At 64.5% G+C, this 23,767-nt stretch carries 21 protein-coding genes and 2 pseudogenes; 18 read left to right on the top strand and 5 right to left on the bottom strand.

What is annotated here, in order from left to right; all coding sequences use genetic code 11:
• A pseudogene (locus tag IC66_RS49095) lies at nucleotides 1-157 on the bottom strand (OmpA family protein); the annotation flags it as partial.
• 552 nt (nucleotides 158-709) lie between these two features.
• Between IC66_RS49095 and IC66_RS0116460 the strand changes: the two are divergent.
• From IC66_RS0116460 to IC66_RS0116450, 3 genes are all read left to right on the top strand, one after another.
• A complete protein-coding gene (locus IC66_RS0116460) occupies nucleotides 710-955 on the top strand; it encodes a hypothetical protein (protein ID WP_038948355.1) in 246 nt (81 codons plus the stop codon).
• Nucleotides 956-1,075: 120 nt separating this feature from the next.
• Nucleotides 1,076-1,330, top strand: coding sequence for a hypothetical protein (locus tag IC66_RS0116455; RefSeq protein WP_038948354.1), 255 nt, complete (start codon nucleotides 1,076-1,078; stop codon nucleotides 1,328-1,330).
• 128 nt (nucleotides 1,331-1,458) lie between these two features.
• The gene (locus IC66_RS0116450) at nucleotides 1,459-2,625 is read left to right on the top strand and encodes a winged helix-turn-helix domain-containing protein (protein WP_038948352.1); all 1,167 of its coding nucleotides are present in this window, start codon (nucleotides 1,459-1,461) and stop codon (nucleotides 2,623-2,625) included.
• 89 nt (nucleotides 2,626-2,714) lie between these two features.
• On the opposite strand, the gene IC66_RS0116445 is transcribed toward IC66_RS0116450, so the two are convergent.
• Entirely contained in the window at nucleotides 2,715-3,143 is a 429-nt protein-coding gene (locus tag IC66_RS0116445) for a DUF2809 domain-containing protein (RefSeq protein WP_049801743.1), read from the bottom strand.
• Nucleotides 3,144-3,221: 78 nt separating this feature from the next.
• On the opposite strand from IC66_RS0116445, the gene IC66_RS0116440 reads away from it, so the two are divergent.
• From IC66_RS0116440 to IC66_RS0116385, 11 genes and pseudogenes are all read left to right on the top strand, one after another.
• Entirely contained in the window at nucleotides 3,222-4,565 is a 1,344-nt protein-coding gene (locus IC66_RS0116440; protein WP_038948351.1) for an MFS transporter, read from the top strand.
• A 292-nt stretch (nucleotides 4,566-4,857) separates the two neighbouring features.
• Nucleotides 4,858-5,964: an efflux RND transporter periplasmic adaptor subunit gene (locus IC66_RS0116435; RefSeq protein WP_038948350.1), complete on the top strand. Its 1,107-nt coding sequence runs from the start codon at nucleotides 4,858-4,860 to the stop codon at nucleotides 5,962-5,964.
• 264 nt (nucleotides 5,965-6,228) lie between these two features.
• Nucleotides 6,229-9,366 carry an efflux RND transporter permease subunit gene (locus IC66_RS0116430; protein ID WP_038948349.1) on the top strand — a complete coding sequence of 1,046 codons (3,138 nt, stop codon included), beginning with the start codon at nucleotides 6,229-6,231 and terminating at the stop codon, nucleotides 9,364-9,366.
• Nucleotides 9,367-9,399: 33 nt separating this feature from the next.
• Nucleotides 9,400-9,999 (top strand): TetR/AcrR family transcriptional regulator, encoded by a 600-nt coding sequence (locus IC66_RS0116425; RefSeq protein WP_018323253.1) that lies wholly within the window; start codon nucleotides 9,400-9,402, stop codon nucleotides 9,997-9,999.
• Between the two features lie 136 nt (nucleotides 10,000-10,135).
• Complete coding sequence (locus IC66_RS0116420) at nucleotides 10,136-10,759, top strand: flavin reductase family protein (protein ID WP_038948348.1); 624 nt, start codon at nucleotides 10,136-10,138, stop codon at nucleotides 10,757-10,759.
• Between the two features lie 273 nt (nucleotides 10,760-11,032).
• Entirely contained in the window at nucleotides 11,033-13,300 is a 2,268-nt protein-coding gene (locus IC66_RS0116410) for an acyl-CoA dehydrogenase (protein ID WP_038948347.1), read from the top strand.
• Nucleotides 13,300-14,583 carry an acetyl-CoA C-acetyltransferase gene (locus IC66_RS0116405; protein ID WP_038948346.1) on the top strand — a complete coding sequence of 428 codons (1,284 nt, stop codon included), beginning with the start codon at nucleotides 13,300-13,302 and terminating at the stop codon, nucleotides 14,581-14,583. The genes IC66_RS0116410 and IC66_RS0116405 overlap by 1 nt, the downstream gene beginning before the upstream one ends.
• 2 nt (nucleotides 14,584-14,585) lie before the next feature.
• On the top strand, nucleotides 14,586-16,682 hold the full coding sequence (locus tag IC66_RS0116400; protein WP_038948344.1) for a 3-hydroxyacyl-CoA dehydrogenase NAD-binding domain-containing protein: 2,097 nt from the start codon (nucleotides 14,586-14,588) through the stop codon (nucleotides 16,680-16,682).
• Nucleotides 16,576-17,364 (top strand): annotated as a pseudogene (locus tag IC66_RS0116395) (fatty acid desaturase CarF family protein); the annotation flags it as partial. The gene IC66_RS0116400 and the pseudogene IC66_RS0116395, both read left to right, overlap by 107 nt.
• A gap of 209 nt (nucleotides 17,365-17,573) precedes the next feature.
• Complete coding sequence (locus tag IC66_RS0116390) at nucleotides 17,574-18,005, top strand: acyl-CoA thioesterase (protein WP_028141746.1); 432 nt, start codon at nucleotides 17,574-17,576, stop codon at nucleotides 18,003-18,005.
• 234 nt (nucleotides 18,006-18,239) lie between these two features.
• Nucleotides 18,240-18,431, top strand: coding sequence for a hypothetical protein (locus tag IC66_RS0116385; protein ID WP_018645288.1), 192 nt, complete (start codon nucleotides 18,240-18,242; stop codon nucleotides 18,429-18,431).
• A 249-nt stretch (nucleotides 18,432-18,680) separates the two neighbouring features.
• Here IC66_RS0116385 and IC66_RS0116380 read toward each other — a convergent pair whose 3' ends face one another.
• Nucleotides 18,681-19,148, bottom strand: a complete 468-nt coding sequence (locus IC66_RS0116380) for a nuclear transport factor 2 family protein (RefSeq protein WP_028141745.1) — start codon at nucleotides 19,146-19,148, stop codon at nucleotides 18,681-18,683.
• A 154-nt stretch (nucleotides 19,149-19,302) separates the two neighbouring features.
• Here IC66_RS0116380 and IC66_RS0116375 point away from each other — a divergent pair, with 154 nt between their 5' ends.
• Together IC66_RS0116375 and IC66_RS0116370 are read left to right on the top strand one after the other, a co-directional pair.
• Nucleotides 19,303-19,989: an HAD family hydrolase gene (locus tag IC66_RS0116375; RefSeq protein ID WP_038948343.1), complete on the top strand. Its 687-nt coding sequence runs from the start codon at nucleotides 19,303-19,305 to the stop codon at nucleotides 19,987-19,989.
• Nucleotides 19,990-20,095: 106 nt separating this feature from the next.
• Complete coding sequence (locus tag IC66_RS0116370) at nucleotides 20,096-20,953, top strand: DeoR/GlpR family DNA-binding transcription regulator (RefSeq protein ID WP_038948342.1); 858 nt, start codon at nucleotides 20,096-20,098, stop codon at nucleotides 20,951-20,953.
• A gap of 3 nt (nucleotides 20,954-20,956) precedes the next feature.
• Here IC66_RS0116370 and IC66_RS0116365 read toward each other — a convergent pair whose 3' ends face one another.
• A complete protein-coding gene (locus tag IC66_RS0116365) occupies nucleotides 20,957-21,373 on the bottom strand; it encodes a type II toxin-antitoxin system VapC family toxin (protein ID WP_038948341.1) in 417 nt (138 codons plus the stop codon).
• On the bottom strand, nucleotides 21,373-21,624 hold the full coding sequence (locus IC66_RS0116360; RefSeq protein ID WP_028141741.1) for a type II toxin-antitoxin system Phd/YefM family antitoxin: 252 nt from the start codon (nucleotides 21,622-21,624) through the stop codon (nucleotides 21,373-21,375). The genes IC66_RS0116365 and IC66_RS0116360 overlap by 1 nt, the downstream gene beginning before the upstream one ends.
• 264 nt (nucleotides 21,625-21,888) lie before the next feature.
• On the opposite strand from IC66_RS0116360, the gene glpD reads away from it, so the two are divergent.
• Nucleotides 21,889-23,439 (top strand): glycerol-3-phosphate dehydrogenase, encoded by a 1,551-nt coding sequence (glpD, locus tag IC66_RS0116355; protein WP_028141740.1) that lies wholly within the window; start codon nucleotides 21,889-21,891, stop codon nucleotides 23,437-23,439.
• The coding region (locus IC66_RS0116350; protein ID WP_038948340.1) for an ATP-binding cassette domain-containing protein at nucleotides 23,436-23,767 on the top strand (332 nt) is incomplete at its 3' end. The genes glpD and IC66_RS0116350, both read left to right, overlap by 4 nt.

Below are 23,767 nucleotides of genomic sequence, written 5' to 3'. Positions count from 1 at the left end.
CGGACAGGCCACGGGTCGCCGGCTTCGGCTTCAGTGCATCCAGGATCTGGCCTGTGGAGACATTGTTGTCACCGGCTACAGCCAGGCCCGCCGTCATCGACAGCGCGGCGGAAAGAGCTATCGCCTTCAGTCCAAAGAACTTATCAAAACGGGTCATTGTCGTATCCTCGCTGTTACGCCTGATAGCGATTTGATGCTGCGAGCATAAGGCAGGTTCAAAGGTCCTGATGTGATCTTGGTCACGGTGGCTACAGCCGGTTCCGGGCCCATCCTAGCTCATTCCGGGTGTTTCGGGCATCGAACCGGCACGTTTCGCGATGGCCCCGGGGACAAGGGCCGATCGGACCAATAGCAGTCGTCGCACGCGCCGCGGCGTGGGTTCAAGCAGCGGCAATCCCCGGTGTGATTGGAATCACCTTGCGAGCGCATGCTCATTCCCCTCCGTACCGTGGGAGGTGGCTGACCAAGGGTTCCGGCGCTGGCGAGGGCCGGCAGACTCGGCGGCGGTGCACACCGATCGTCGCAAAGCCGTCGCCGCACGGCCCGGCCGTGAACAAGAAATCGGCCAGATGCGCGCCTAGCAGGACGTTGTCCCCGCCAATCTCCGAATGAAGGAGCCGAGTTCCGTCCAGTGCCGAGGCCAAGTGACTATCAGCGTGACTACTTCAATCGCAGCGGCCCGCCGGATCGGACAGTGTCCCTGAGCTCAATGTCCATCTATATCGGTGCGGCCATGATCGCGGTGGCCATCCTGCTGTCGACGCTGATCACCGGGCTGACCTCCCGCTATGTCGGACTCGAAGCGCCGACCGACGAGAACGTGTGGCTGGTCGACCGCCTCACCGGCAGCGTCTATCGCTGCCAGGCGGAGGGGCGCGGCAAGGCCCTGTGCGAGCCGGATGTCGCCACCGGAAGCCTCGGGGACCGGCCCAAGACCCCGAAGGATGGCCGCTAGGCCCTCCGCCTTCGCACTGCAGCAAGAAAATTGTCTTCTCCGCGAAACGTCAGCGCGAGAGAATACGTAATTGCGAAGGCCGGCATGACGCCGGTTTTGTTTTACGGAGGAGACTTTTCGATGAAGATCTTGCTCACGTCTGCAGCCTTTGTCGCGTTTACCCTTTCGCTGTCCCCCGCATCTGCCGCGATGATGGCGTGCACCAAGGACAACATGATGAAATCCGCAGCCATGATGGGCGGCACGCCCGACACGCCGGCCAAGATGGCGGCGAACAAGGAAATGGCCAGGGCCAACACGGACATGAGCAACGGCAAGATGAAGAGCGCCTGCATGCACTACATGAAGTCGCAGAAGGCGATGACGATGAAGTAGGCGCGAGGCGCGCCACCATCCGGCCGCGCTGTCAGCAGATGGCAGCGCGGTTTTTTTGACTGCTGCCTCGAGGTCTTCTTTTTCTTCTTCTTTTTCTTGGCGCGAATCCCGCTACATTCCTCCCCGCAATGTCACGCGCGCCAAAACCGCTCCACCTCACCACGACACAGGCCCGGCAGATCTGGCTGCATGCGCAGCGGCTGGATGAGCGCGCACCGTTCGGCGACGGAGCTCAGGCCGTCGCGGACGCGGTCGCTCATCTCGGCTATGTGCAGATCGACACCATCAACGTCATCGAGCGCTGCCATCACCACATCCTGTTCAGCCGTATCCCGTCCTACCGGCGCGCCGATTTGCGCCACGCCCAGAGCGTCGACAGAAGCGTGTTCGAGTATTGGACGCACGCGCTTTCCTACGTACCCGCCGGCGACTTCCGCTTCTTCCTGCCGGCGATGCGCGAGCACCGCCGCGAAGGACACAAATGGTTCGCCTCGGTGAAGCCGGCCGACACGCGCAAGGTGATGCGGCTGGTGCGCGCCGGGCCGCTGACGATCCGCGACATCGAGGACGACGTGCTCACCGAGAAGGAGCATCTGTGGCAGAGCCGCAAGCCTTCGAAGCGGGCGTTGCAGCTCGCCTTCTATACCGGCGCCGTGACCATCAGCGAGCGGCAGGGCATGCTCAAGACCTACGAGCTGATGACGCGGCATTTCGGCTGGGACACACTGCCCAGGCCAGCCTCAGCCAGGGAGATTACGACCTATCTGCTCGACCGCGCGCTGCGGTCGCAGGGCGTGGTGAGTCTGGGTTCGATCTGCCACCTCGACGCGCCGCGCAAGAAGGCGGTGGCCGGCCTGATCGCCTCCCGCGTCCGCCGCGGCGAGCTCGTGCCTGTTGTGATCGACGGCGCCGGCAAGCAGGAGCATTGGGCGGCGCCGACCACGCTCGAGGCGAACGGTGAGGTAGTCTCGCCTGATCTCGTCCACATCCTCTCGCCGTTCGACCCGCTGATCATCCAGCGCAAGCGCACCAGCCTCATCTTCGGCTACAACCACCTGTTCGAGGCCTATGTGCCGAAAGCCAAACGCAAGCTCGGCTATTTTGCGCTGCCGGTGCTGGTCGGCGACGAGATCGTCGCCGCGCTCGATCTGAAGACCGACCGGCAGGCAAAGAAGCTGCTGATGCAGAAATGGACCTGGGTCGGGCAGGGCAAGAAGACGGCGGGGCGCAAGGAGCTCAAGCAAAAGATCGAGGACGAGCTCGATCGCTTCGAGCGGTTTCAATTGTCGGAGTGAACGCTGATCGGCGCGGCGCCGGTCTCGTAGGGTGGATTAGCGAAGCGTAATCCACCATTTCAGTTTCCGGTGGCGGGTTACGCCTTCGGCTAACCCACCCTACGCAGCTGAACCAGCCGATCGATCCAGACGCCGAACTCAATCCCAACCGCATACGCCACCAAATTCCACAGCGAGAAGATGCGCCCGAGCAACAGCGCGCCGGCCGTCGTCAGCCGGAACGCATCGAGCCAGGGCGGATGCACCAGCCGGGAGAATTCCACCACGACCGCGATCACCGCTGCGATGGCTGCAATCTGTGTCCGCGTCAGCCGCGGTAGCAAAACTCCTCCCAGCAAGAACACCATCGTGGCCCACAACAGCGAGCCGCCATACTTCACGACGAACGCGGGCAGGCCGAGCGGAAAGCCGTACCAGCGCAGCGACAGCCCGCAGACGATCACCGCGAGCGCGAGGGCGGCGCGGGTCAGCGATGTCTCTAACAGCGCAACAGGTTTATCCGGCTGCGTCCCGTGCATTGCTCGCTCCATTGACTCTTTGGCCGCGATGCTGAAAACCGCAACCAGCCCATAAAAGCAACAACCCTGGGGGAAGCCATGAGCCAGACCACGACCTATGCCGGTTCCGCCGGCGCGGCCAAGAACTTTAACAAGTCGGAAATCGAGACCTCGACGATCCGCGCCATCTCCTGGCGCCTGATCCCGTTCCTGGTGCTGGCCTACTTCTTCTCCTATCTCGACCGCGTCAATCTCGGTTTCGCCGCGCTGACCATGAACGCCGAGCTGAAGTTCACGCCGCTGATCTTCTCCTGGGGCGCCGGCATCTTCTTCTTCGGCTATTTCATCTTCGAGGTCCCGAGCAATCTCGCGCTGGAGAAGTTCGGCGCCAGCCGCTGGATCGCCCGCATCATGGTGACCTGGGGCATCATCTCCGCCCTGATGGCGCTCGTCAGCGGCGTCACGAGCTTCTACGTCCTGCGCTTCCTGCTCGGCGTCGCCGAGGCCGGCTTCTTCCCGGGCATCATCCTCTATCTCACCTATTGGTATCCGGCCGAATATCGCGCCCGCTTCCTTGCGGCCTTCGCCATCGCCGTGCCGGTGTCGACCGTGATCGGTGCGCCAATCTCGGGCCTGCTGCTCGGGCTCGACGGTGCGATGGGCCTGAAGGGCTGGCAGTGGCTCTTCATCATCGAGGGCATTCCCTCGGTGCTGCTCGGCATCGTCACCTGGTTCTATCTCACCGACAAGCCGGAGAAGGCGGATTGGCTGTCGGCCGAGCAGAAGGCGTGGCTGAAGGCGAAGCTCGATTCGGAAATCGCCGCTAAGCAGGCGGTGAAGCATTTCTCGCTCGGAGAGGCGCTGTCTTCGCCCAAGGTGATCGCGCTCAGCCTGATCTATTTCGGCTTCGTCGGTGCGCTCTACGGCATGCAGTTCTGGCTGCCGCAGATCGTCAAGGCGTTCGGGCTGACCAACGCGCAGACCGGCTTCGTCACCGCGATCCCGTATCTGTTCGGCACCATCGCCATGATCCTGTGGGCGCGTCACTCCGATGCGACGCGCGAGCGCGTGAAGCATGTCGGCGCGCCGCTGCTGCTCACTGCCGTCGCGCTCGCCGTCTCCAGCTACCTCACCGATCCCACCATGACGATGGTGGTGCTGACGGTCGCCGCGATCGGCGTGTTCTGCTGCTTTGGTGTGTTCTGGACCCTGCCGACCGCCTGGCTCTCCGGCACTGCTGCCGCCGGCGCCATCGCCCTGATCAACTCGATCGGCAACCTCGCCGGCTTCGGCGGGCCATACCTGATCGGCTGGGTCAAGGAAGCCACCGGCCAGACCTCGACCGGCTTGCTGGTGCTCGCTGTGCTGCCCCTGATCGCCGGCATCCTGGTGTTCGTCGGTGGCCACGACAGCAAGCACGAGTTCGCCGAGCAGAAGGAATAGAGCAAACGGTTCCGTAGGGCGGGCAAAGCGGAAGCGTGCCCACCACCTCTCTCCGACCCAAACAGGTCGTGGGCACGGCGCTAGCGCGCCTTTGCCCACCCCACGGTGCCCAGCCTGAGGCGCCGGACCCGGGCTGTGAGCCTCAGCCCGCCCTAAAATTTCACCTTCCTGACAACCCCTCTCAAACCTCACCGCCCCTTAACGATCACGCATTCCTGATGACTGACGATTATTGACTTTTATCAGTGATTAGTCGACATTCCTCTCATTGAAGATGCAGGAGTGTCCTTCGATGTTCGTCCGGTCGGTTTTGTCGAGCTATTCCAGGCTGTTGGCAGGTGTGTCGTTGGCCCTGATGGCGGCTAGCCTTGCCGGGTGCAATGACACCGTCGCCGAGAAAGCCGAGCCGCCGCGGCCGGTTCTGGTCGCAACCGCGCATTATGGTGCCGAAACCCCCGAGCGCAGCTTCGTCGGCACGGTCAGGCCCCGGATCGAGAGCGATCTCGGCTTCCGCGTCGCCGGCAAGGTCGCCAAGCGCCTCGTCGAGGTCGGCCAGACCGTCGAAATCGGCCAGCCGCTCGCGACTCTCGATGAGGTCGATCTGAAGCTCCAGGCCGAGCAATCCGTCGCCGAGCAGACCGCCGCGACCGGCGTGCTGGCCCAGGCCGCCGCTGCCGAGCAGCGCGCCAAGGATCTGAAGGCCAAGGGCTGGACCACCGACGCGCAGCTGGATTCGAGCCGGGCATCGGCCGATGAGGCCCGCGCGCGCCTCGATCGTGCGGTCCGCTCGGTCGAGCTGACCAAGAATTCCCTTTCCTACGCGACGCTCGTTGCCGACGCCCGAGGCGTCGTCACCGCAACGCTGATCGAGCCCGGCCAGGTGGTCTCCGCGGGCCAGGCTTCGATCCGTGTCGCCCGCTTTGCCGAAAAGGAAGCGGTCGTCGCGATCCCTGAGACGCTGGTCGGACGCGCCAAGTCGGGCGTCGCCAGCGTCACTCTTTGGTCGGAGCCGGACAAGAAGTATACGGCCAAGCTGCGCGAGATCGCGCCGACGGCCGACCCGGCCACGCGCACTTATCTGGCAAAGTTCTCGCTGCCGGAGGCCGACGACAAGGTTGCGCTCGGCATGACCGCGACGCTGACGCTGTCGGACGCCGCGACCGAGCGCGTCGCGCGGCTGCCGCTGTCGGCCTTGTTCAACGAAGGCAACAAGCCCTCCTTCTACGTCGTCGACGACAACGGTGCGCTCACGCTGAAGCCGGTGGCGGTGAAGTCCTACGAGAGCAACGACGTCGTCATCACCGGCGGTGTGGAAGAGGGCGCCAAGATCGTTGCCCTCGGTGTGCAGAAGCTCGATCCGGCCCAGCGGGTGCGGATCGTGTCGTCGCTGTCGTTCTGATCCCGTCATTCCGGGGCGATGCGACAGCACCGAACCCGGAAGCTCGAGATTCCGGGTCTGGTCCTTCGGGCCATCCCGGAATGACAGGAGAGTAAGTTACGTCGTGTGAGGTGAGTTTCGGCCTTTGTCCCTAAGCAGAGGCTGAAGCGGCGAAGCGATCCAGAATCTGCCCAGCCCCCTGGATTGCTTCGCTGCCTCGCGATGACGGCCTGAACAGAGTGGCTGTCGTTTTTTGGCAACTGGATCGTCTTTTCGGAGAGAGCGATGAAGCGCTTCAACCTTTCGGCCTGGGCCGTCAGCCATCCGACGCTGGTTCTCTTCCTGATGCTCGTGCTCGGTGTCGCCGGCTTCTTCTCCTATGAGAAGCTCGGCCGCGCCGAGGATCCGTTCTTCACGGTGAAGGTGGTCAACGTCTCCGTGATCTGGCCCGGCGCGACCGCGCAGGAGATGCAGACCCAGGTCGCTGATCCCATCGAGAAGAAGATCCAGGAACTGCCCTATTTCGAGAAGGTGCAGACTTATTCCAAGCCCGCCTTCACCGCGCTCCAGGTCACCTTCCGCGACTCTACCCCGCCGAAGGACGTGCCTTACCTGTTCTATCTTCTGCGCAAGAAGCTGGTCGACGTGCAGGGCCAGCTGCCCTCCGGCATCCTCGGTCCCGTCGTCAACGACGAGTTCTCCGACGTCGATTCCATCCTCTACATGATGACCGGCGACGGCGCCGACTATGCCCAGCTAAAGAAGGTCTCGGAAGGATTCCGCCAGCGCCTCCTGAAGGTGCCTGGCGTGACCAAGGTCGACGTCTACGGCAACCAGGATGAGCGCATCTTCGTCGAGTTCTCCCACGCCAAGCTCGCCACCCTCGGCATCACCCCGCAGGCGCTGTTCGATTCGCTCGCCAAGCAGAACAACGTGACGCCGGCCGGTACGGTCGAAACCTCCTCGCAACGCGTGCCGCTGCGCGTCACCGGCGCGCTCGACGGTGCCAAGGCCGTCGCCGAGACACCGGTCGAGAGCAACGGCCGCGTGTTCCGCCTCGGCGACATCGCCACCGTAACCCATGGCTATGTCGATCCGCCCAGCTTCGTCGTCCGTCAGGAAGGCAAGGCTGCGATCGGCATCGGCGTCGTCACCGCCAAGGGTGCCAACATCCTCGAGCTCGGCAAGGAGGTCGAGAAGGCGACGGCCGAGTTCATGAAGGCGGTGCCGCAGGGCGTCGACGTCAAGCTGATTGCCGACCAGCCCAAGGTGGTCGAGCACGCCGTCGGCGAGTTCGTGCACTCCTTCATGGAAGCCCTCGTCATCGTGCTGTTCGTGTCGTTCCTGGCCCTCGGCTGGCGCACCGGCATCGTGGTCGCGTTGTCGGTGCCGTTGGTGCTCGGCATCGTCTTCGTCGTCATGAACATGATGTCGCTCGACCTGCACCGCATCACGCTGGGCGCGCTGATCATCGCGCTCGGCCTGCTCGTCGACGACGCCATCATCGCGGTCGAGATGATGGTGGTGAAGATGGAGCAGGGCTGGGACCGCATGCGCGCGGCGTCTTTTGCCTGGGAATCTACCGCGTTTCCGATGCTCACGGGAACGCTGGTCACGGCCGCTGGCTTCCTCCCCATCGGCTTTGCCAATTCCGCGGTCGGCGAATATGCCGGCAGCATCTTCTGGATCGTGGCGATCGCGCTGGTCGCCTCCTGGTTCGTGGCGGTGATCTTCACGCCCTATATCGGCGTCAAGCTGCTGCCGGAGATGAAGGCCCATCACAACCACGATCCGCACGCGGTCTACGAGACCCGCATGTACCGGGGCCTGCGCGCCATCGTGCAATGGTGCGTCAATCACCGCATCACCGTGGTGGTCGCGACCGTCGGCGTCTTCATCGCCTCGGTCGTCGGCTTCGGCCATGTCCAGCAGCAGTTCTTCCCGCTGTCGGAGCGGCCCGAGCTGTTCTTCCAGCTGCGCCTGCCCGAGGGCACCGCCTTCAACGTCACCGAAAAGGCGGTGAAGAAGGCCGAGACGCTGCTCAAGGACGACAAGGACATCGAGACCTATACGTCCTATGTCGGCCAAGGCTCGCCGCGATTCTGGCTCGGCCTCAATCCGCAGCTGCCGAACGAGGCCTTTGCCGAGATCGTCATCGTCGCCAAGGGCGTCGAGGGGCGCGAGCGCGTCAAGGCCAAGATCGAGAACGCGGTTGCCGACGGCATGCTGTCCGAGGCGCGCGTCCGCGTCGACCGCTTCAACTTCGGCCCGCCGGTCGGTTTCCCCGTGCAGTTCCGCGTGATCGGCCCCGACGCCAACAAGGTGCGCGAGATCGCCTACCAGGTCCGCGACGTCATGCGGCAGAACAAGAGCGTCAAGGATGTCCAGCTCGACTGGAACGAGCAGTCGCCCTACCTCAAGCTCGTCGTCGACCAGGACCGCGCCCGCGCCATGGGCCTGACCCCGCAGGACGTATCGCAGGCGCTCGCGATGCTGATCTCGGGCTCGCAGGTCACGACCGTGCGCGACGGCATCGAGAAGGTCGGCGTGGTCGCGCGTGCGATCCCGTCCGAGCGCCTCGACCTCGGCGGCGTCGGCGATCTCACCATCACCTCGCGCAACGGCGTCGCCGTGCCGCTGCAGCAGATCGCCAAGATCGAGTATGCCCATGAGGAGCCGATCATGTGGCGGCGCAACCGCGACATGGCCATCACCGTGCGCTCCGACGTCGTCGACGGCGTGCAGGCGCCTGACGTCACGGGCCAGATCACGCCGAAGCTGAAGGCGATCAAGGACCACCTCGAGCCGGCCTACCGCATCGAGCCGGGCGGCGCGTTCGAGGAATCCGCCAAGGGCAACGCCTCGATCTTCGTCCTCTTCCCGCTGATGGTCATGGTGATGCTGACGCTGCTGATGATCCAGCTGCAGAGCTTCTCGCGCCTGATTCTGGTGTTCCTGACCGCGCCGCTCGGCATCGTCGGCGCCTCCTTCGGGCTCAACGTCGCCAATGCGCCGTTCGGCTTCGTGGCGCTGCTCGGCCTGATCGCGCTCGCCGGCATGATCATGCGCAACACGGTCATCCTGGTCGACCAGATCGAGACCGACGTCTCCCATGGCCTGACCCGGCGCGAGGCGATCGTGGAGGCCACCGTCCGCCGCGCCCGTCCGGTGGTGCTGACGGCGCTCGCGGCCATCCTCGCCATGATCCCGCTGTCGCGCTCGGCCTTCTGGGGCCCGATGGCGATCACGATCATGGGCGGCCTGTTCGTCGCGACCTTCCTGACGCTGCTGTACCTGCCGGGCCTCTACGCGCTGTGGTTCAGGAAGAGCCTGGATGAGGCGGGTACCCCCGAGCAGCCTGCCGCGCCGCAGCATGGGAGCGATGACCAGCACGCAATTCCGCTTGCCGAAGCGGCTGAATAGATGAGAAGACTGCTGACCAACGAGTCCTGACTGATGGCCCTTATTTCGGAACATATCGAAGTCGACACCCGGGATCGTATCCTCGAGGTGGCCGAGCGGCTGTTCCGCCAGATCGGCTACCAGAAGACGACGGTTGGGGACATCGCCAAGGAGCTCAGGATGAGCCCCGCCAACGTCTATCGCTTCTTCGAATCGAAGAAGGCGATCCATCAGGCGGTGGCGCAGGGCTTGATGGGCGAGGTCGAGCTCGAGGCGCAGCGGATCGTGGCGAGGCCCGGTCCGGTCAAGGAGCGTTTCCGGGAGCTGCTCACCACCATCCATCGCATGAACACCGAGCGCTATGTCGGCGACAACAAGCTGCACGAGATGGTCGCGATCGCGATGGAGGAGGACTGGGACGTCTGCGTCGCCCATATGGAGTGCATTGCCGGGGTGATCGGCCAGATGATCGCGCAAGGCGTTGCCTCTGGCGAGTTCGAGGCGCCGGACCTCCAGCTGGCCTCGCTGTGCGCCTGCACCGCGATGATACGCTTCTTCCACCCCCAGATGATCGCCCAGTGCGCCACCAAGCCGGGCCCGACCATCGACCAGATGATCGATTTCGTCATCGCGGGTCTGTCGCCGCGCCACTAACGGGGCGGCGGGTTTCTTCCTATAAGCACGATTGCCGTCATTCCGGGGCGGTCTGCAGAACCGAACCCGGAATCTCGAGATTCCGGGTTCGATGCTTTGCATCGCCCCGGAATGACGGATAGCGGAGAAGCAGCGCGTGACCGACAAAGACCTGTACTTCTACGAGCCCTCCAAGGGCCACGGCCTCAAGCATGATCCCTTCAACGCCATCATCGCGCCGCGGCCGATCGGCTGGATCTCCTCGCGCGATACCAAGGGTCACGCCAATCTCGCGCCCTACAGCTTCTTCAATGCGTTCTGTTACGTGCCGCCGATCATCGGCTTCTCCTCCACCAACTGGAAGGACTCGGTCGAGAACATCCAGCAGACCGGCGAGTTCGTCTGGAATCTCGCGACCATGGACCTCGCCAAACACATGAACGCGACCGCCGCGCATGTTGCCCCTGAGGTCGACGAATTCGAGATCGCCGGCCTCACCGCCGTACCCGGCAAGCTCGTCAACGTGCCACGCGTCGGCGAAAGCCCCGTCGCCTTCGAGTGCAAGGTGTCCGACATCGTCCGCCTCAAGGGCGCCGACGGCAAGGAGGCCGATGCCTGGCTGACGCTGGGCGAGGTCGTCGCCGTCCATATCGACAAGGCCATGATCAAGGACGGCGTCTACCAGACCGCCGCCGCCCGCCCGATCGTCCGCGCCGGCCGCCGCGGCGATTATTTCGAGATCAAGCCGGAAAACATGTTCGAGATGGTGCGGCCGGATTAGGCCGAACCTCCTCTCTCCGCCGTCATTCCGGGGCGACGCGTAGCGTCGAGCCCGAAATCCATAACCACCATCGGGAGTATGGATTCCGGGCTCGCGCCGAGAGGCGCGCCCCGGAATGACAACCCCATTTTCCCCTCCCGGAACTGCCGCCGCACCCTGGCCGTTATGGTCCGGGGGCGCTTGGCCGCGTCAATGTCGCAGGCGAAGTCTTCACCGCCGCCGGCCGCTTTCCGCTAAAATGCCCGACAACCGCGCCGATGCATGAGGTCCGCCATGAGCTTCCGCCGCGACAAAATCACAAAGCCGATCTTCTCCTGGGCGCGCGGCGTGCTGCCGGCGATGTCCGATACCGAACGCGAGGCGCTGGAGGCGGGCGATGTCTGGTGGGATGCCGATCTGTTCACCGGAGACCCGGATTGGTCGAAGCTGCTCAAGGTTCCGCAGGCCGCGCTGACCGACGAGGAGCGGGCCTTCCTCGATGGCCCCGTCGACGAGCTCTGCGCCATGCTCGACGAATGGAAGATCTTCTGGGAATGGCGCGACCTGCCGCCGGATGTCTGGCACTTCGTCAAGCACGAAAAATTCTTCGGCATGATCATTCCGAAGGAGTTCGGCGGCCTCGGCTTCTCGCCCTATGCCCATTCGGAGGTGGTGCGCAAGATCTCGACCCGCTCGATCGCCGCTGCCGTCACAGTCATGGTGCCGAACTCGCTCGGGCCGGGCGAGCTCTTGATGCGCTTTGGTACGAAGGAGCAGCAGCAGCGCTGGCTGCCGCGCCTCGCCGACGGCCGCGACATTCCCTGCTTCGGCCTCACCAGCCCGGAAGCCGGCTCCGACGCGGCTTCGATGGTCGACACCGGCATCATCTGCAAGGGCACATTCGAGGACCGCGAGGTCGTCGGCCTCAGGCTCAATTGGCACAAGCGCTACATCACGCTCGGCCCTGTCGCGACGCTGCTGGGCCTCGCCTTCAAGGCCTATGATCCCGACCACCTCGTGGGCGACCAGGAGGAGCTCGGCATCACCGTGGCACTGATCCCGACCCATCTGCCCGGCGTCGAGATCGGTCATCGCCATCTGCCGTCGATGCAGGTGTTTCAGAACGGCCCGAACCGTGGCCGCGACGTCTTCATTCCGCTCGACTACGTCATCGGCGGCAAGGAGCGGCTGGGGCAAGGCTGGAAGATGCTGATGACCGCGCTCGCTGCCGGCCGCGGCATCTCGCTGCCATCGCTCTCCGCTGCGGGGGCCGCCTATGCCGCGCGCACCACCGGTGCCTATGCCCGTATCCGCGAGCAGTTCGGCATCTCCATCTCCAAGTTCGAAGGCGTCGAGGAGCCGCTCGCGCGCATCGTCGCGACCGCCTACCAGCTGGATGCGGCGCGGCGGCTGACCTGCGCGGCACTGAATGCCGGGGTCCATCCCGCCGTCATCTCCGGCATCATGAAGCTGCACGCCACCGATCGCATGCGCACCGCGATCGACGACGCCATGGACATCCATGGCGGCAAGGCCGTGATCGACGGTCCGCAAAACTATCTCGGTAATCTCCACCGCGCCGTGCCGGTCGGGATCACGGTCGAGGGCGCCAACATCCTGACCCGCAATCTCATCGTGTTCGGGCAGGGCGCCATCCGGGCGCATCCCTATCTGCTCGACGAGATGAATGCGCTGGCCGATACCGATCGCGCGCGTGGGCTCACCGCGTTCGACAAAGCGTTCTGGAAGCATGTCGGCCACAGTGTCCGGACCCTGTTCCGTGCCTTCGGCCGCAGCTGGACCTTTGGCGCTTTCGCAATGGCGCCGGACGCCGGCGATGCCACGCCGTTCTACCGCCAGCTCTCGCGCTACTCCGCGGCCTTCGCGCTCTGCGCCGACATGGCGCTGCTGACGCTCGGCGGCGCGCTCAAGCGCAGGGAGATGCTGTCGGCGCGCTTCGGAGATATCCTCTCCGAGCTGTATCTGCTCTCGGCCGCACTGAAGCGCTGGCAGGATGAGGGCCGGCAGAAGGAAGATCTTGCGGCGCTGGAATGGTGCATGGCGACCGGCTTCAGGACGATCGAGAACCGGTTCGCCGAAATCCTCGCAAACCTGCCGAACCGCTTCGTCGCCGGCTTGCTCAAGTTCGTGGTCCAGCCGTTCGGCGCGCGCGTGCTCGGCCCCTCCGACCGTGTCGTGCACCAATGCGCTGCCATCGTGCTGGAGCCCTCGGCAGCGCGCGAGCGCCTCACGCCGGATCTCGCCCATGTCGACGACGACGGCGGCTTTGCCCGGCTGGAGCGCGCGTTCCTGCTGGTCGCAAGCACCGATGCCATCGCCAAGCGCATGCGCGCCGCGCACATAAGCGACTGGAAGGAGGCTGTTACAAAAGGCGTGATCACGCAGGTCGAAGGCGAGCAGCTGGCCGCGGCCCGCGAAGCCGTCACTAAAGTGATCGAGGTCGACGATTTTGCGCCAGAGGCGCTGTCGCCGATTTACAAGAAAACCGTCAATGTGCATCAGTTCTTCCAGGAACTCGGTGAACAGAGGGCAGCGAGCTGATGGCACGACCGGTATTCATCGTCGACGGCAGCCGGACACCATTTCTGAAAGCGCGCTCGGGGCCGGGGCCGTTCACGCCGGTCGATCTCGCCGTGCAATGCGGACGGCCTCTCTTGGCGCGCCAGCCGTTTGCGGCTGATAGCTTCGACCAGGTCATCCTCGGCTGCGTCAACGTCATCGCGGACGAGATGAACCCGGCGCGCGTCGCCGCGCTCCGGCTCGGCATGGGCGAGGACATGGTCGCCTTCACCGTGCAGATCAATTGCGGCTCCGGCATGCAATCGATCGATACCGCCTACCGCTACATCCGCGAAGGCCATGCCGACTTGATCCTCGCCGGGGGCACCGAAGCGCTCAGTCATGCGCCGCTGGTTTGGCCGAACTCCGGCGTGCGCTGGTTCGCCGGCCTCGCCACCGCCAAGGGCATCGCCGCGAAGCTCGCCGCCGCGTTCAAGCTGCGCCCGCGCGACCTGAAGCCGATCATCGGCCTCGAGCGCGGGCTGACCGATCCCGTCACCGATCTGAACATGGGCCAGACCGCCGAAGTCGTCGGCCATCTCTTCGGCATTACGCGCGCCGAGGCCGATGCCTATGCCGCCGAGAGCCATCGCCGGCTGGCGCATGCGCAAGGCACGGGTCATCTGAAGGGCGAGGTCGAGACCGCATTCTCTCGCGACGGCAAGTTCTTCGACCACGACGATGGCGTGCGTCCGGACTCCACGGCCGAGACGCTGGCAAAGCTCCGGCCGGTGTTCGAGCGCCCCTGGGGCCAGGTCACTGCCGGTAATTCCTCGCAGATCACCGACGGCGCGTCCTGGGTGATTTTGGCTTCCGACGCGGCTGTCGCAAAGCACAAGCTGACGCCGAAGGCTGCGATCGTCGACAGTAACTGGGCCGCGCTCGACCCCAGCATCATGGGCCTCGGTCCGGTGATGTCAGCGACGCCTCTGCTTCAGCGCAACGGCCTCACCATCAAGGACGTGGAGACCTGGGAGCTGAACGAGGCTTTTGCCACCCAGGTGCTCGGTTGTCTTGCGGCCTGGAACGACGAAAAGTTCTGCCGCGAGATTTTGGGCCTCGACGGCGCCGCCGGCGAGATCGACCGTGAGAGGCTGAATGTCGACGGCGGTGCGATCTCGCTCGGCCATCCCGTCGGCACCTCCGGCAACCGCATCGTGCTGCACCTCGTCAACGCGATGAAGCGGCTCGGGACGCGGCGCGGTGTGGCTACCGAGTGCATCGGTGGCGGGCTCGGCGGCGCCATGCTGATCGAGGCGGTGTGACCATGGACTCGAAGATCATGACCGCGCTCGGTGATCGCGTCCTGGCGCTCGGGCCCAGGCCGGCGACGGACAGTCCGTACAAAAACTTCAAGCTGACGCGCGACGAAGACGGCGTCGCCTGGCTTTTGTTCGACCGCGCTAATGCCAGCGCCAACACACTGTCCTCGGATGTGATGGAGGAGTTCGACGCCGTCCTCGCGGTGATCGAGACCGAACGCCCGGCCGGCCTCGTGATCCGCTCCGCCAAACCGTCGGGCTTCATCGCGGGCGCCGACGTCAACGAATTCCGCGGTGCCAGCGATCCCGACATGGTGGAGACGCGCATCCGCGCCGCGCATGCGGTGATCGACCATCTGGAGGCATTGAAGCTGCCGACGGTCGCTGTCATCCACGGCTTCTGCCTCGGCGGTGGGCTCGAGGTTGCGCTGGCCTGCCAATCGCGCATCGCCATCGACGGCGCGCGCTTCGGCTTCCCGGAGGTGATGCTCGGTCTGCATCCCGGCCTCGGCGGCACCGCGCGCTTCACCGCGCTGGTCAATCCCGCCCAGTCGATGGCGCTGATGCTGACCGGCCGCACCATTGACGCGCGCCGCGCCAGATCGCTCGGCCTCGTCGACACCGTGACGCAGGAGCGGCATGTCCGCGGCGCGGTGAAGGATGCACTGTTCGGCCGGCTGAAACGAGTCAAGCCTGGCCTGCTCACGCGTGCGGCCAATTTCGGCTTAGTGCGCGGTCTCCTGGCCAGGCGCATGCGCACGGAGGCAGCGAAGGCCGCGTCCCGCGAGCACTATCCCGCGCCTTACGCGCTGATCGACCTCTGGGAGACCCATGGCGGCAGCAGGGCCGCGATGCTGAAGGCGGAGCAGGCATCCTTCGCCAAGCTGATGGTGACGCCGACCGCCCAGAACCTGATCCGAGTCTTCTTCCTGCGCGAGCAGATGAAGAAGGCAGCCGGCAGCGGCAACACCATCAAGCACGTCCATGTCATCGGCGCCGGCGCCATGGGCGGCGACATCGCGGCGTGGGTAGCCGGGCAGGGGCTGCGCGTCTCGCTGGCCGACATGAAAGCCGAGCCGATCGCCGGCGCGGTGAAGCGCGCCGCCGAACTCTACGGCAAGATAATCCGCAAGCCGACCGAGGTGCGCGACGCGCTCGATCGTCTCATCCCTGACATGGACGGGGAGGGTGTTCGTAACGCCGATCTGATCATCGAGGCCGTGCCGGAGAAGCTCGAGCTCAAGCAGAAAGTCTATGCCAGCCTCGAGCCGCGCATGAAGCCGGGCGCGATCCTTGCCACCAACACGTCGAGCATCCCGCTTCAGGATCTGCGCACCACGCTGGCGCGACCAGAGCGGCTGGTCGGCCTGCATTTCTTCAATCCGGTGTCTCGGCTGCAATTGGTCGAGGTCGTCAGTCACGACGGCAGCGACCCGCAGGTGCTGAAGGACGCGCTCGCTTTCGTCGGCGCGATCGACCGGCTGCCGCTGCCCGTGAAGAGCTCGCCGGGCTTCCTCGTCAACCGCGCGCTGACGCCCTACATGCTCGAAGCCATGGTGATGCTGGACGAGAAGATCGACCAGCGGCTGATCGACGCCGCGGCGGAGCAGTTCGGCATGCCGATGGGGCCGATCGAGCTGGCCGATCAGGTCGGGCTCGACATCTGCCTCGACGTCGGTGACATGCTGCGCACCAAGTTCGGCGATTTCCTGCCGCCGACGCCGGCGTGGCTGCGCGACAAGGTCGCCAAGGGCGAGCTCGGCCGCAAGACCGGCAAGGGTTTCTACACCTGGAAGGACGGCAAGGCCGAGAAGGCACCGCTCCTCGAGACTGGCCCACGCGTCACCGACCAGATGATCGACCGCCTGGTGCTGCCGATGTCCAATGTCTGCGTTGCTGCCCTTCGCGAGGGCATCGTCGACGACGCCGATGCGGTCGACGGCGCCATGATCTTCGGTACCGGCTATGCACCGTTCCGCGGCGGTCCTTTGAACCATGCCCGCACGCGCGGCGTGGAGAATGTGGTGTCCACCTTGCGCGGGCTCGCCGAGCGATTCGGCGGACGTTTCGCGCCGGATGCGGGCTGGGACAGTTTGCAATAGGGGGCCGTCGGTAAAAAGATGCTATCATGGGTGGCGGAGCCCGTGGGGAGTATCGCCGATGCCGACGATCCCGTTCTTCAAGCACGCGACCCTGCGCGAGATCATCATCACGCGGCTGTGCTGCGGGGCCGATATCGTCGTGATCCTTTGTTGCGTAGGCTATCTCGTCGGACGTTATCCCGCGGTGGAATTGCGCTGGCCGTGGTTGATCGGGGCGCTCCTGGCCGGGTATTTTCTCGCTGACCTGTTTTCAGGGCTGGTGCATTGGGTGGTCGACACCTGGCTCGACGAGGGGATGCTCGGCCGCGGCATCGCGATCACGCGGGAGCATCACACCCACCCCGGCCACGTTTTGCTCTACGGATTCCTCGACCAGGCGTCTCTCGGTGCGGCGCCGAGCGCGGCAGTGGTCGGAGTCGCGGCCACCCTCACGGCGTTGTTTCCGGTTTCCGCGCTCACCTATGCGCTGATGATCGTCTGGTTCGTGATCGCGACCTGCATGCTGTTTGGCATGAGCTTTCACAATCTCGCGCACCGGCCGGTCCGCCCGCTGCTCCTGCGCATGGCGCAACGGCTGCATCTGGTCTGCTCACCCGAGCATCATTGGTGTCATCACCGTGACCACACCATCCGCTATTGTGTCATCAATGGATGGGCCAACTATCCGTGCGACCGTCTGCGGCTATGGACCAGGCTGGAACTGTTGGTAACGGCAACGACCGGACGCGCGCCGCGGGCCGACGATGCGGAGTGGCAACGCAAACTGAACGATACCGGAATCTTCGTCGGGTCGCCGCGGCCGATTGGATAGCGCGAGCTTGCCTCGTGTCGATGTTGCGCAAGGCGCCGCGGCTTTGTATCCAGAGCCGAGAGCCGCGGGAGATCAACCATATGACCGACACGCACGTCCACGCCCCTATCAACTCCGACACCGGGCCGAGCGGCGATCTCTGCATCCGCACGCTGGCGATGCCCGCCGACACCAATGCGAATGGCGACATCTTCGGCGGCTGGCTGCTGAGCCAGATGGATGTCGGCGGCGGCGTGTTTGCGTCAAAGGCGGCGAAGTCGCGCACCGTGACGGTTGCGATCGAGGCAATGAACTTTCGCAAGGCGGTCTACGTCGGCGATCTCGTGTCGGTCTACGCCAATCTCGTACGCGTGGGCCGCACCTCGCTCACCGTGCATCTGGAAGCGTGGGCGCTGCGCCGCGGGGAGGAGCATCCCTTCCTCGTCACCGACGGCAACTTCACCTACGTCTCGATCGACGAGCACGGCCGCCCGCAAGCCGTTCGCTCGACCGACACGACGATCGCGACGTAATCGCGCGCGACGCTCTGCCTCATCTGGCGAACCCGTGCCGCGCTGCTTAACGTCGCGCGCGCGAGTCATTCTCGTGGCGGCTTCGCCAAGAACCAGTCAAGAACCAGTCATAAAACGGATGAGGTCTCGGCGTACTCAATTGCGTGTCGATTCGGGGTGGAAACGGCCTCAAAATGCCTGGGAACCTTTGGGCATGAGTGCCGTTATTTGCCCGCACTGAGGAAGCCACGGACCATGCCGGACAGCTACATCATCGAAGTCGATTCGCAGACCGCAGGTATCGTCGTTCGTTCTTCGGGAGGCTATTGCTTCTTTGCCTCGTCCCATCGATTCAACCGTCTCGAAGGCCAGCTCTTCCGCAACGCCCGCGAAGCCGAACGCGCCGCGCGCAAGCTGGTGAACGGTGATGTGAAGGAAGCGGCGTAAAGCGCCTGCTGGTGATTTCTGACACGCAATGCGTGGTCGGAATTTTTTGCAGCCCTTGATACTGCTGGTTTCTTCCTTCTCCCCTTGCGGGAGAAGGTGGCGCGAAGAGCCGTACGCGTCATTCCGGGGCGCGCGAAGCGCGAGCCCGGAATCCATCTGCCACAGAGAATGCCGATGAATGGATTCTCAGATGCGCAATTGCGCACCTTGGCCCGCGCCTTTCGGCGCGAGCCAAAATGACGTCGTTGATCACAACTTCGTTGCTGCCCGCGACAGGAGCTTCCACTCGTCGCCCTGCTTCTGCCAGTTCATCAGGATGTGAAGGTTGGTCGATACTTTCTTCCCGTCGGCTGCCATCTCCTGTTCGCCCAGCCAGTGGAAGCGCACGATCGCTGCAGGACCGACGACCTTGATGGTGGGGTCCTTGTAGTCGATCGACAGGAATTTCGACTTGCCGTCGGTGGCGTTGGCGATGAACGTCGCCTTGTCCTCGACCTTGCCGCTGGAATGGCTGTAGCTGAGGTCGTCCCAGCACAGTGCGCCGAGCGCCTTCGGATCGGCCGCGATCTGGGCGAGGCGGAAGGCCTCGACCTTCTTCGCCACGGCGTCCTCGTCCGCCGAAGCGGCGAGCGCCGGTGTCGTGAGCGCAAGCGCGGAGACGGCAAGAGCTGAGACGGCCAGAGTCGAGAGAGCCAGATCGCGTCGGTTCATCGTCATCGTTTCCTCCTTTTTGATCTTGCGGCGAGTGTTGCAGCCGCGCGCGGCTTTGTCGAGTGTCACGTCGTCGTCATCTCCATGCGTCATTGCGCGGTCGAAGCCATATTGATACGTCTCGCGCATCAATGCGCCGTGGATTTGGGAAAGTACGGAAATGATCGAAGCCAAAACGGATGCGATGGGTAGGGCTTTGCTGTTCGACATCGACGGCACGCTGGCCGACACCGACCCGCTGCACTTGAAGGCGTTCAACCAGGTGCTCGGCCCTCGCGGCCACGTCTTCGATCACGCGCGCTTCTCCAGAGAGCTGCAAGGTTTCGCCAATGTCGCGATCGGTGAGCGATTCCTGCCTGACGAGGCGCCGGAACGGCGCGCCTCGATCCTCGATGAGAAGGAGGAGGTCTTCCGGACGCTCGTGGCCGGGCAGATCGAGCCGCTGCCGGGCCTGATGGCGCTGCTCGACCGGGCTGACGCTGCCGGCATTCCCATGGTCGCCGTGACCAACGCGCCGCGTTTCAATGCCGAGCTGCTGCTCTCCGGCCTCGGCATCTCTCATCGTTTCAAGGCGCTCGTGATCGGCGCCGAGCTGCCGCACGGCAAGCCGCATCCGCTGCCCTATCAGGAAGGGCTGCGTTTCGTCGGCGCGAGCGCAGAGGCCTCGATCGCATTCGAGGACTCCCGTACCGGCGTGCAATCGGCCACGGCGGCCGGCATTCCGACCATCGGCGTCCGGACCAGCCTCAGCCATGCTGACCTGGTTGCAGCCGGCGCAGTCGCGTCCGCCAGCGCCTTCGACGATCCGCAGCTGCTCGCGCGTCTCGCGAGCACCATGACCTGGTAAGAAATGGCGTGGTGACCGGCCGCATAAGTTAACCGTGATCAGCGCGCGCATTGACCGAAGGCGCGAACCGCAGCACCATGCATTCTCCTGATTTGAGGCCTTTGCCGTGACCGGATTGACCCATCGCCAAGCCGAAATCCTCAACATCGCGCGGGCCTCGGGCCGCGTCATGGTCGAGGAGCTCGCGCGCCGCTTCGAAGTCTCGGCGCAGACCATCCGCAAGGATCTCAACGACCTCTGCGAGCGGAGATCGCTGACCCGCATCCATGGCGGCGCCATCATCGCCTCCGGCGTCGAAAACCTTGCCTATGAGGCAAGGCGCTTCGTCGCCGCCGACGAAAAGAAGGCGATCGGAGCCGCGGCCGCCTCGCTGATCCCGAACGGATGCTCGCTCTTCATCAATATCGGCACCACGACGGAGGAGGTCGCGAGCGCGCTGACTTCGCACGAGGATCTCCTCGTCATCACCAACAATCTCAACGTCGCGATGCTGCTCTACCGTCATCCCCGCATCGAGGTGGTGGTCGCCGGCGGCACGGTGCGGCGGGCCGACGGCGCCGTGGTCGGCTCCACCGCGACGCAGCTGATCGGCCAGTTCAAGGTCGACTACGCCATCATCGGCGCGTCCGCGATCGACGAGGAGGGCGCGCTGCTCGACTTCGACTATCGCGAGGTGCAGGTGGCCCAGGCCATCATCGCCAATGCCCGCAGCGTGATGCTGGTTGCCGATTCCACCAAGCTCCGCCGCAGCGCGCCGGTGCGCATCGCCCACATGACCCAGATCCAGACCTTCGTCACCGACCAGGAGCTTCCCGAGCGCCTCGCCACGATCTGCCACAGCAAGGGCATCGAGGTGATGGCGGCGATGCCCAAGGGCGCGGACATCGACGATGTGCCGGCCGATGCCCAGGAAGCCGCATGGAAAGCCGCATCGGAAGCCGCGCCGGTGGTGCGGCTGAGATAGGGCTTAGACGTCGTCCCAAGGATTGAGCAGCGGGACGCCCGTAGGTTCAAAGTCCCCCACATTACGCGTAACGACGGTCAGGCCGTGGACAAGCGCGGTGGCTGCAATAAGGGCGTCGCGTTCGGCCCGCGGATTGGGAACGTGAAGTTGGGCACAACGCTGCGCCACGGCCGTATCGATAGCCAGGATCCGCCCTTCGAAGCGGGCCAGAATGTGATCGTCGATCCAGGCGCGCAGGACAGCACCTTGCACCGCGTCTTTGCGCTCGATCAGGCGCGCGCCAAGTTCAATTTCGAGAATCGAGATGGCGGACATGAAGAAATTCGCCGCGGGCGCTGTATTGGCCCAAGCAAGCACGTTGCGATCAGCCTTATCCGGCCGCCTCAGTTCGGAAATGACGTTGGTGTCCAGCAGAAACATCAGTCGAGATCGGCTGGCCTGGAGATTCCGCCGGTGATGCGAGGCGGATCGAAATCGAAGTCCGCGTTCGCCTGTGCCAAAGCTTCGGCAAGGCTCATGTGCCCACCGCTCAGGCGCAGATAGTCTTCGATGCTCAGCAGGACATGGGCTGGACGGCCGCGGTCGGTGATGAAGACGGGCCCCTTTGATGCTGCTTTCTTGGCGCCGCTCGTATCCTGATTGAACTCTCGGCTGGTCAGGGTGGTGACCATCGTTCGCGCCTCCTCGCCTGCGTTGGGGTAAATTATATGTAGGTATGTTGCTACATTCAAGTTTCCGATCAGATGAAGCGGTGCGGTGCACCCCCCCCGTGCCTCAAAACTTGTCCGCTCTCCGCTGATTTCTCCGCCGTATTGGCGCTGAAAAGGTTTCGCTTTCACTTCCTTTCATCCTATCTTTCGTCTTGCTTTCGTTTTTCGGTGTGATCTAATCAGAAACGAAAGTAGCCGCTCGACGGAACGAGCGGTCGCCGGGGGATGCGTCTGTTGGAGCGTATTTTCGACCTCGCCATCATTGGAGGCGGTGTTAATGGCTGCGGCATCGCGCGCGACGCGGTGGGCCGCGGCAACACGGTTTTCCTGTGCGAAATGAACGATTTGGCGAGCGGGACGTCGTCCTGGTCGACCAAGCTGGTGCATGGCGGCCTGCGCTATCTCGAATATTACGAGTTTCGCCTCGTTCGCGAGGCGCTGATCGAGCGCGAGATCCTCTGGGGCATCGGGCCCCACATCATCCGCCCCTTGCGTTTCGTATTGCCGCATCACGCCGGTCTGCGCCCCGCCTGGCTGCTGCGGCTCGGCCTCTTCCTTTATGATCACATCGGCGGCCGTCATCTGTTGCCGGCGACCCGCTCGGTCGATCTGCGGCGTGACGAGGTCGGCAAGCCGCTGATCCCGAATCGCTACAGTCGCGCCTTTGAATACTCCGACTGTTTCGTCGATGACGCCCGCCTCGTCGTGCTCAATGCACGCGATGCCGCCGACAAGGGCGCCGAGATCCGCACCCGCACCCGCGCAACGGATATCAAGCAGTCCGACGGCCTCTGGACCGTGAGCATGGTCAACACGCTGACCGGTGAGCGCTCGCAGGTCCAGGCAAAGGCTCTGGTCAACGCCGGCGGCCCCTGGGTCGAGGACGTGCTCGGCCGCGGCGCCGGTGTCAACGCGAAAGCCAAGGTGCGCCTGGTGCAGGGCTCGCACATCGTGGTCAGGAAGCTCTACGACCACGACCGCGCCTACATGTTCCAGAACGCGGACGGCCGCATCATCTTCGTGATTCCGTACCAGGACGATTTTACGCTGATCGGCACCACGGATCGCGACTATGACGGCGATCCCGCCAAGGTGAAGGCGACGGCGGAGGAGATCCAGTATCTCTGCACCGCGGCGAGCGAATATCTGGCAAAGCCCGTGACCCCGGACGACGTGGTCTGGACCTATTCCGGCGTGCGGCCGCTCTATGACGACGGCGCCAGCGAAGCCAAGGCCGCGACGCGCGACTACGTGTTCGAGCTCGACACGCCCGGCGGCGTGCCGCTGCTGTCGATCTATGGCGGCAAGATCACCACCTATCGCCGCCTCGCCGAGGAAGCGCTGGAGCGGCTCGCGCCCTATCTTCGCAGCGCAAAAGCGCGGGAAGGGTGGACCGGCAAATGGCCGCTGCCCGGCGGCGACATGAATGTGTCCGACATCGACGGCCTGATCGCCGAGCTGCAGCGCGGTTATCCCTTCCTCAGCCACGAGCACGCCAGGCGGCTCGCGCGCGCCTATGGCACCAAGGCCATCAAGCTGCTCGGCGACGCCAAATCATCGGCCGATCTCGGCCAGAGCTTTGGCGCGACGCTGACCGAGCGCGAGGTCCGCTACCTCATGGCCAACGAATGGGCCGTGACCGCCGAGGACGTCGTCTGGCGCCGTTCCAAGCTCGGCCTGCGACTATCTGCCGATGAGATTGCTGCGCTTGACGACTGGATCAGGACCCACGCCGTGCCGCAAAGTCCTCTGCTGGAAGCGGGAGGACGCTCATGACCGTGACGCTCGATCACGTGACCCGAACCGTCGAGGGGGTCCAGCATATCCGCGACGTCTCGCTGACGCTCGAGAGCGGAACGCTGAACGTGCTGCTCGGGCCGACGCTGTCGGGCAAGACCTCGATCATGCGGCTGCTCGCCGGCCTCGACAAGCCGACCTCGGGCAAGGTGCTGGTCAACGGCAAGGACGTTACCGGCGCCGACGTGCGCCAGCGTTCGGTCGCGATGGTCTACCAGCAGTTCATCAACTACCCCTCGCTCACCGTCTACGAGAACATCGCCTCGCCCCTGCGCGTGCAGGGCAAGCCGCGCGACGAGATCGAGAC

Source organism: Bradyrhizobium genomosp. III, from assembly GCF_000261705.1.
Taxonomy (GTDB): domain Bacteria; phylum Pseudomonadota; class Alphaproteobacteria; order Rhizobiales; family Xanthobacteraceae; genus Bradyrhizobium; species Bradyrhizobium ottawaense.
The sequence above is the reverse complement of the archived record's forward strand: the minus strand, read 5'-3'. Positions and strand labels throughout refer to the sequence as shown.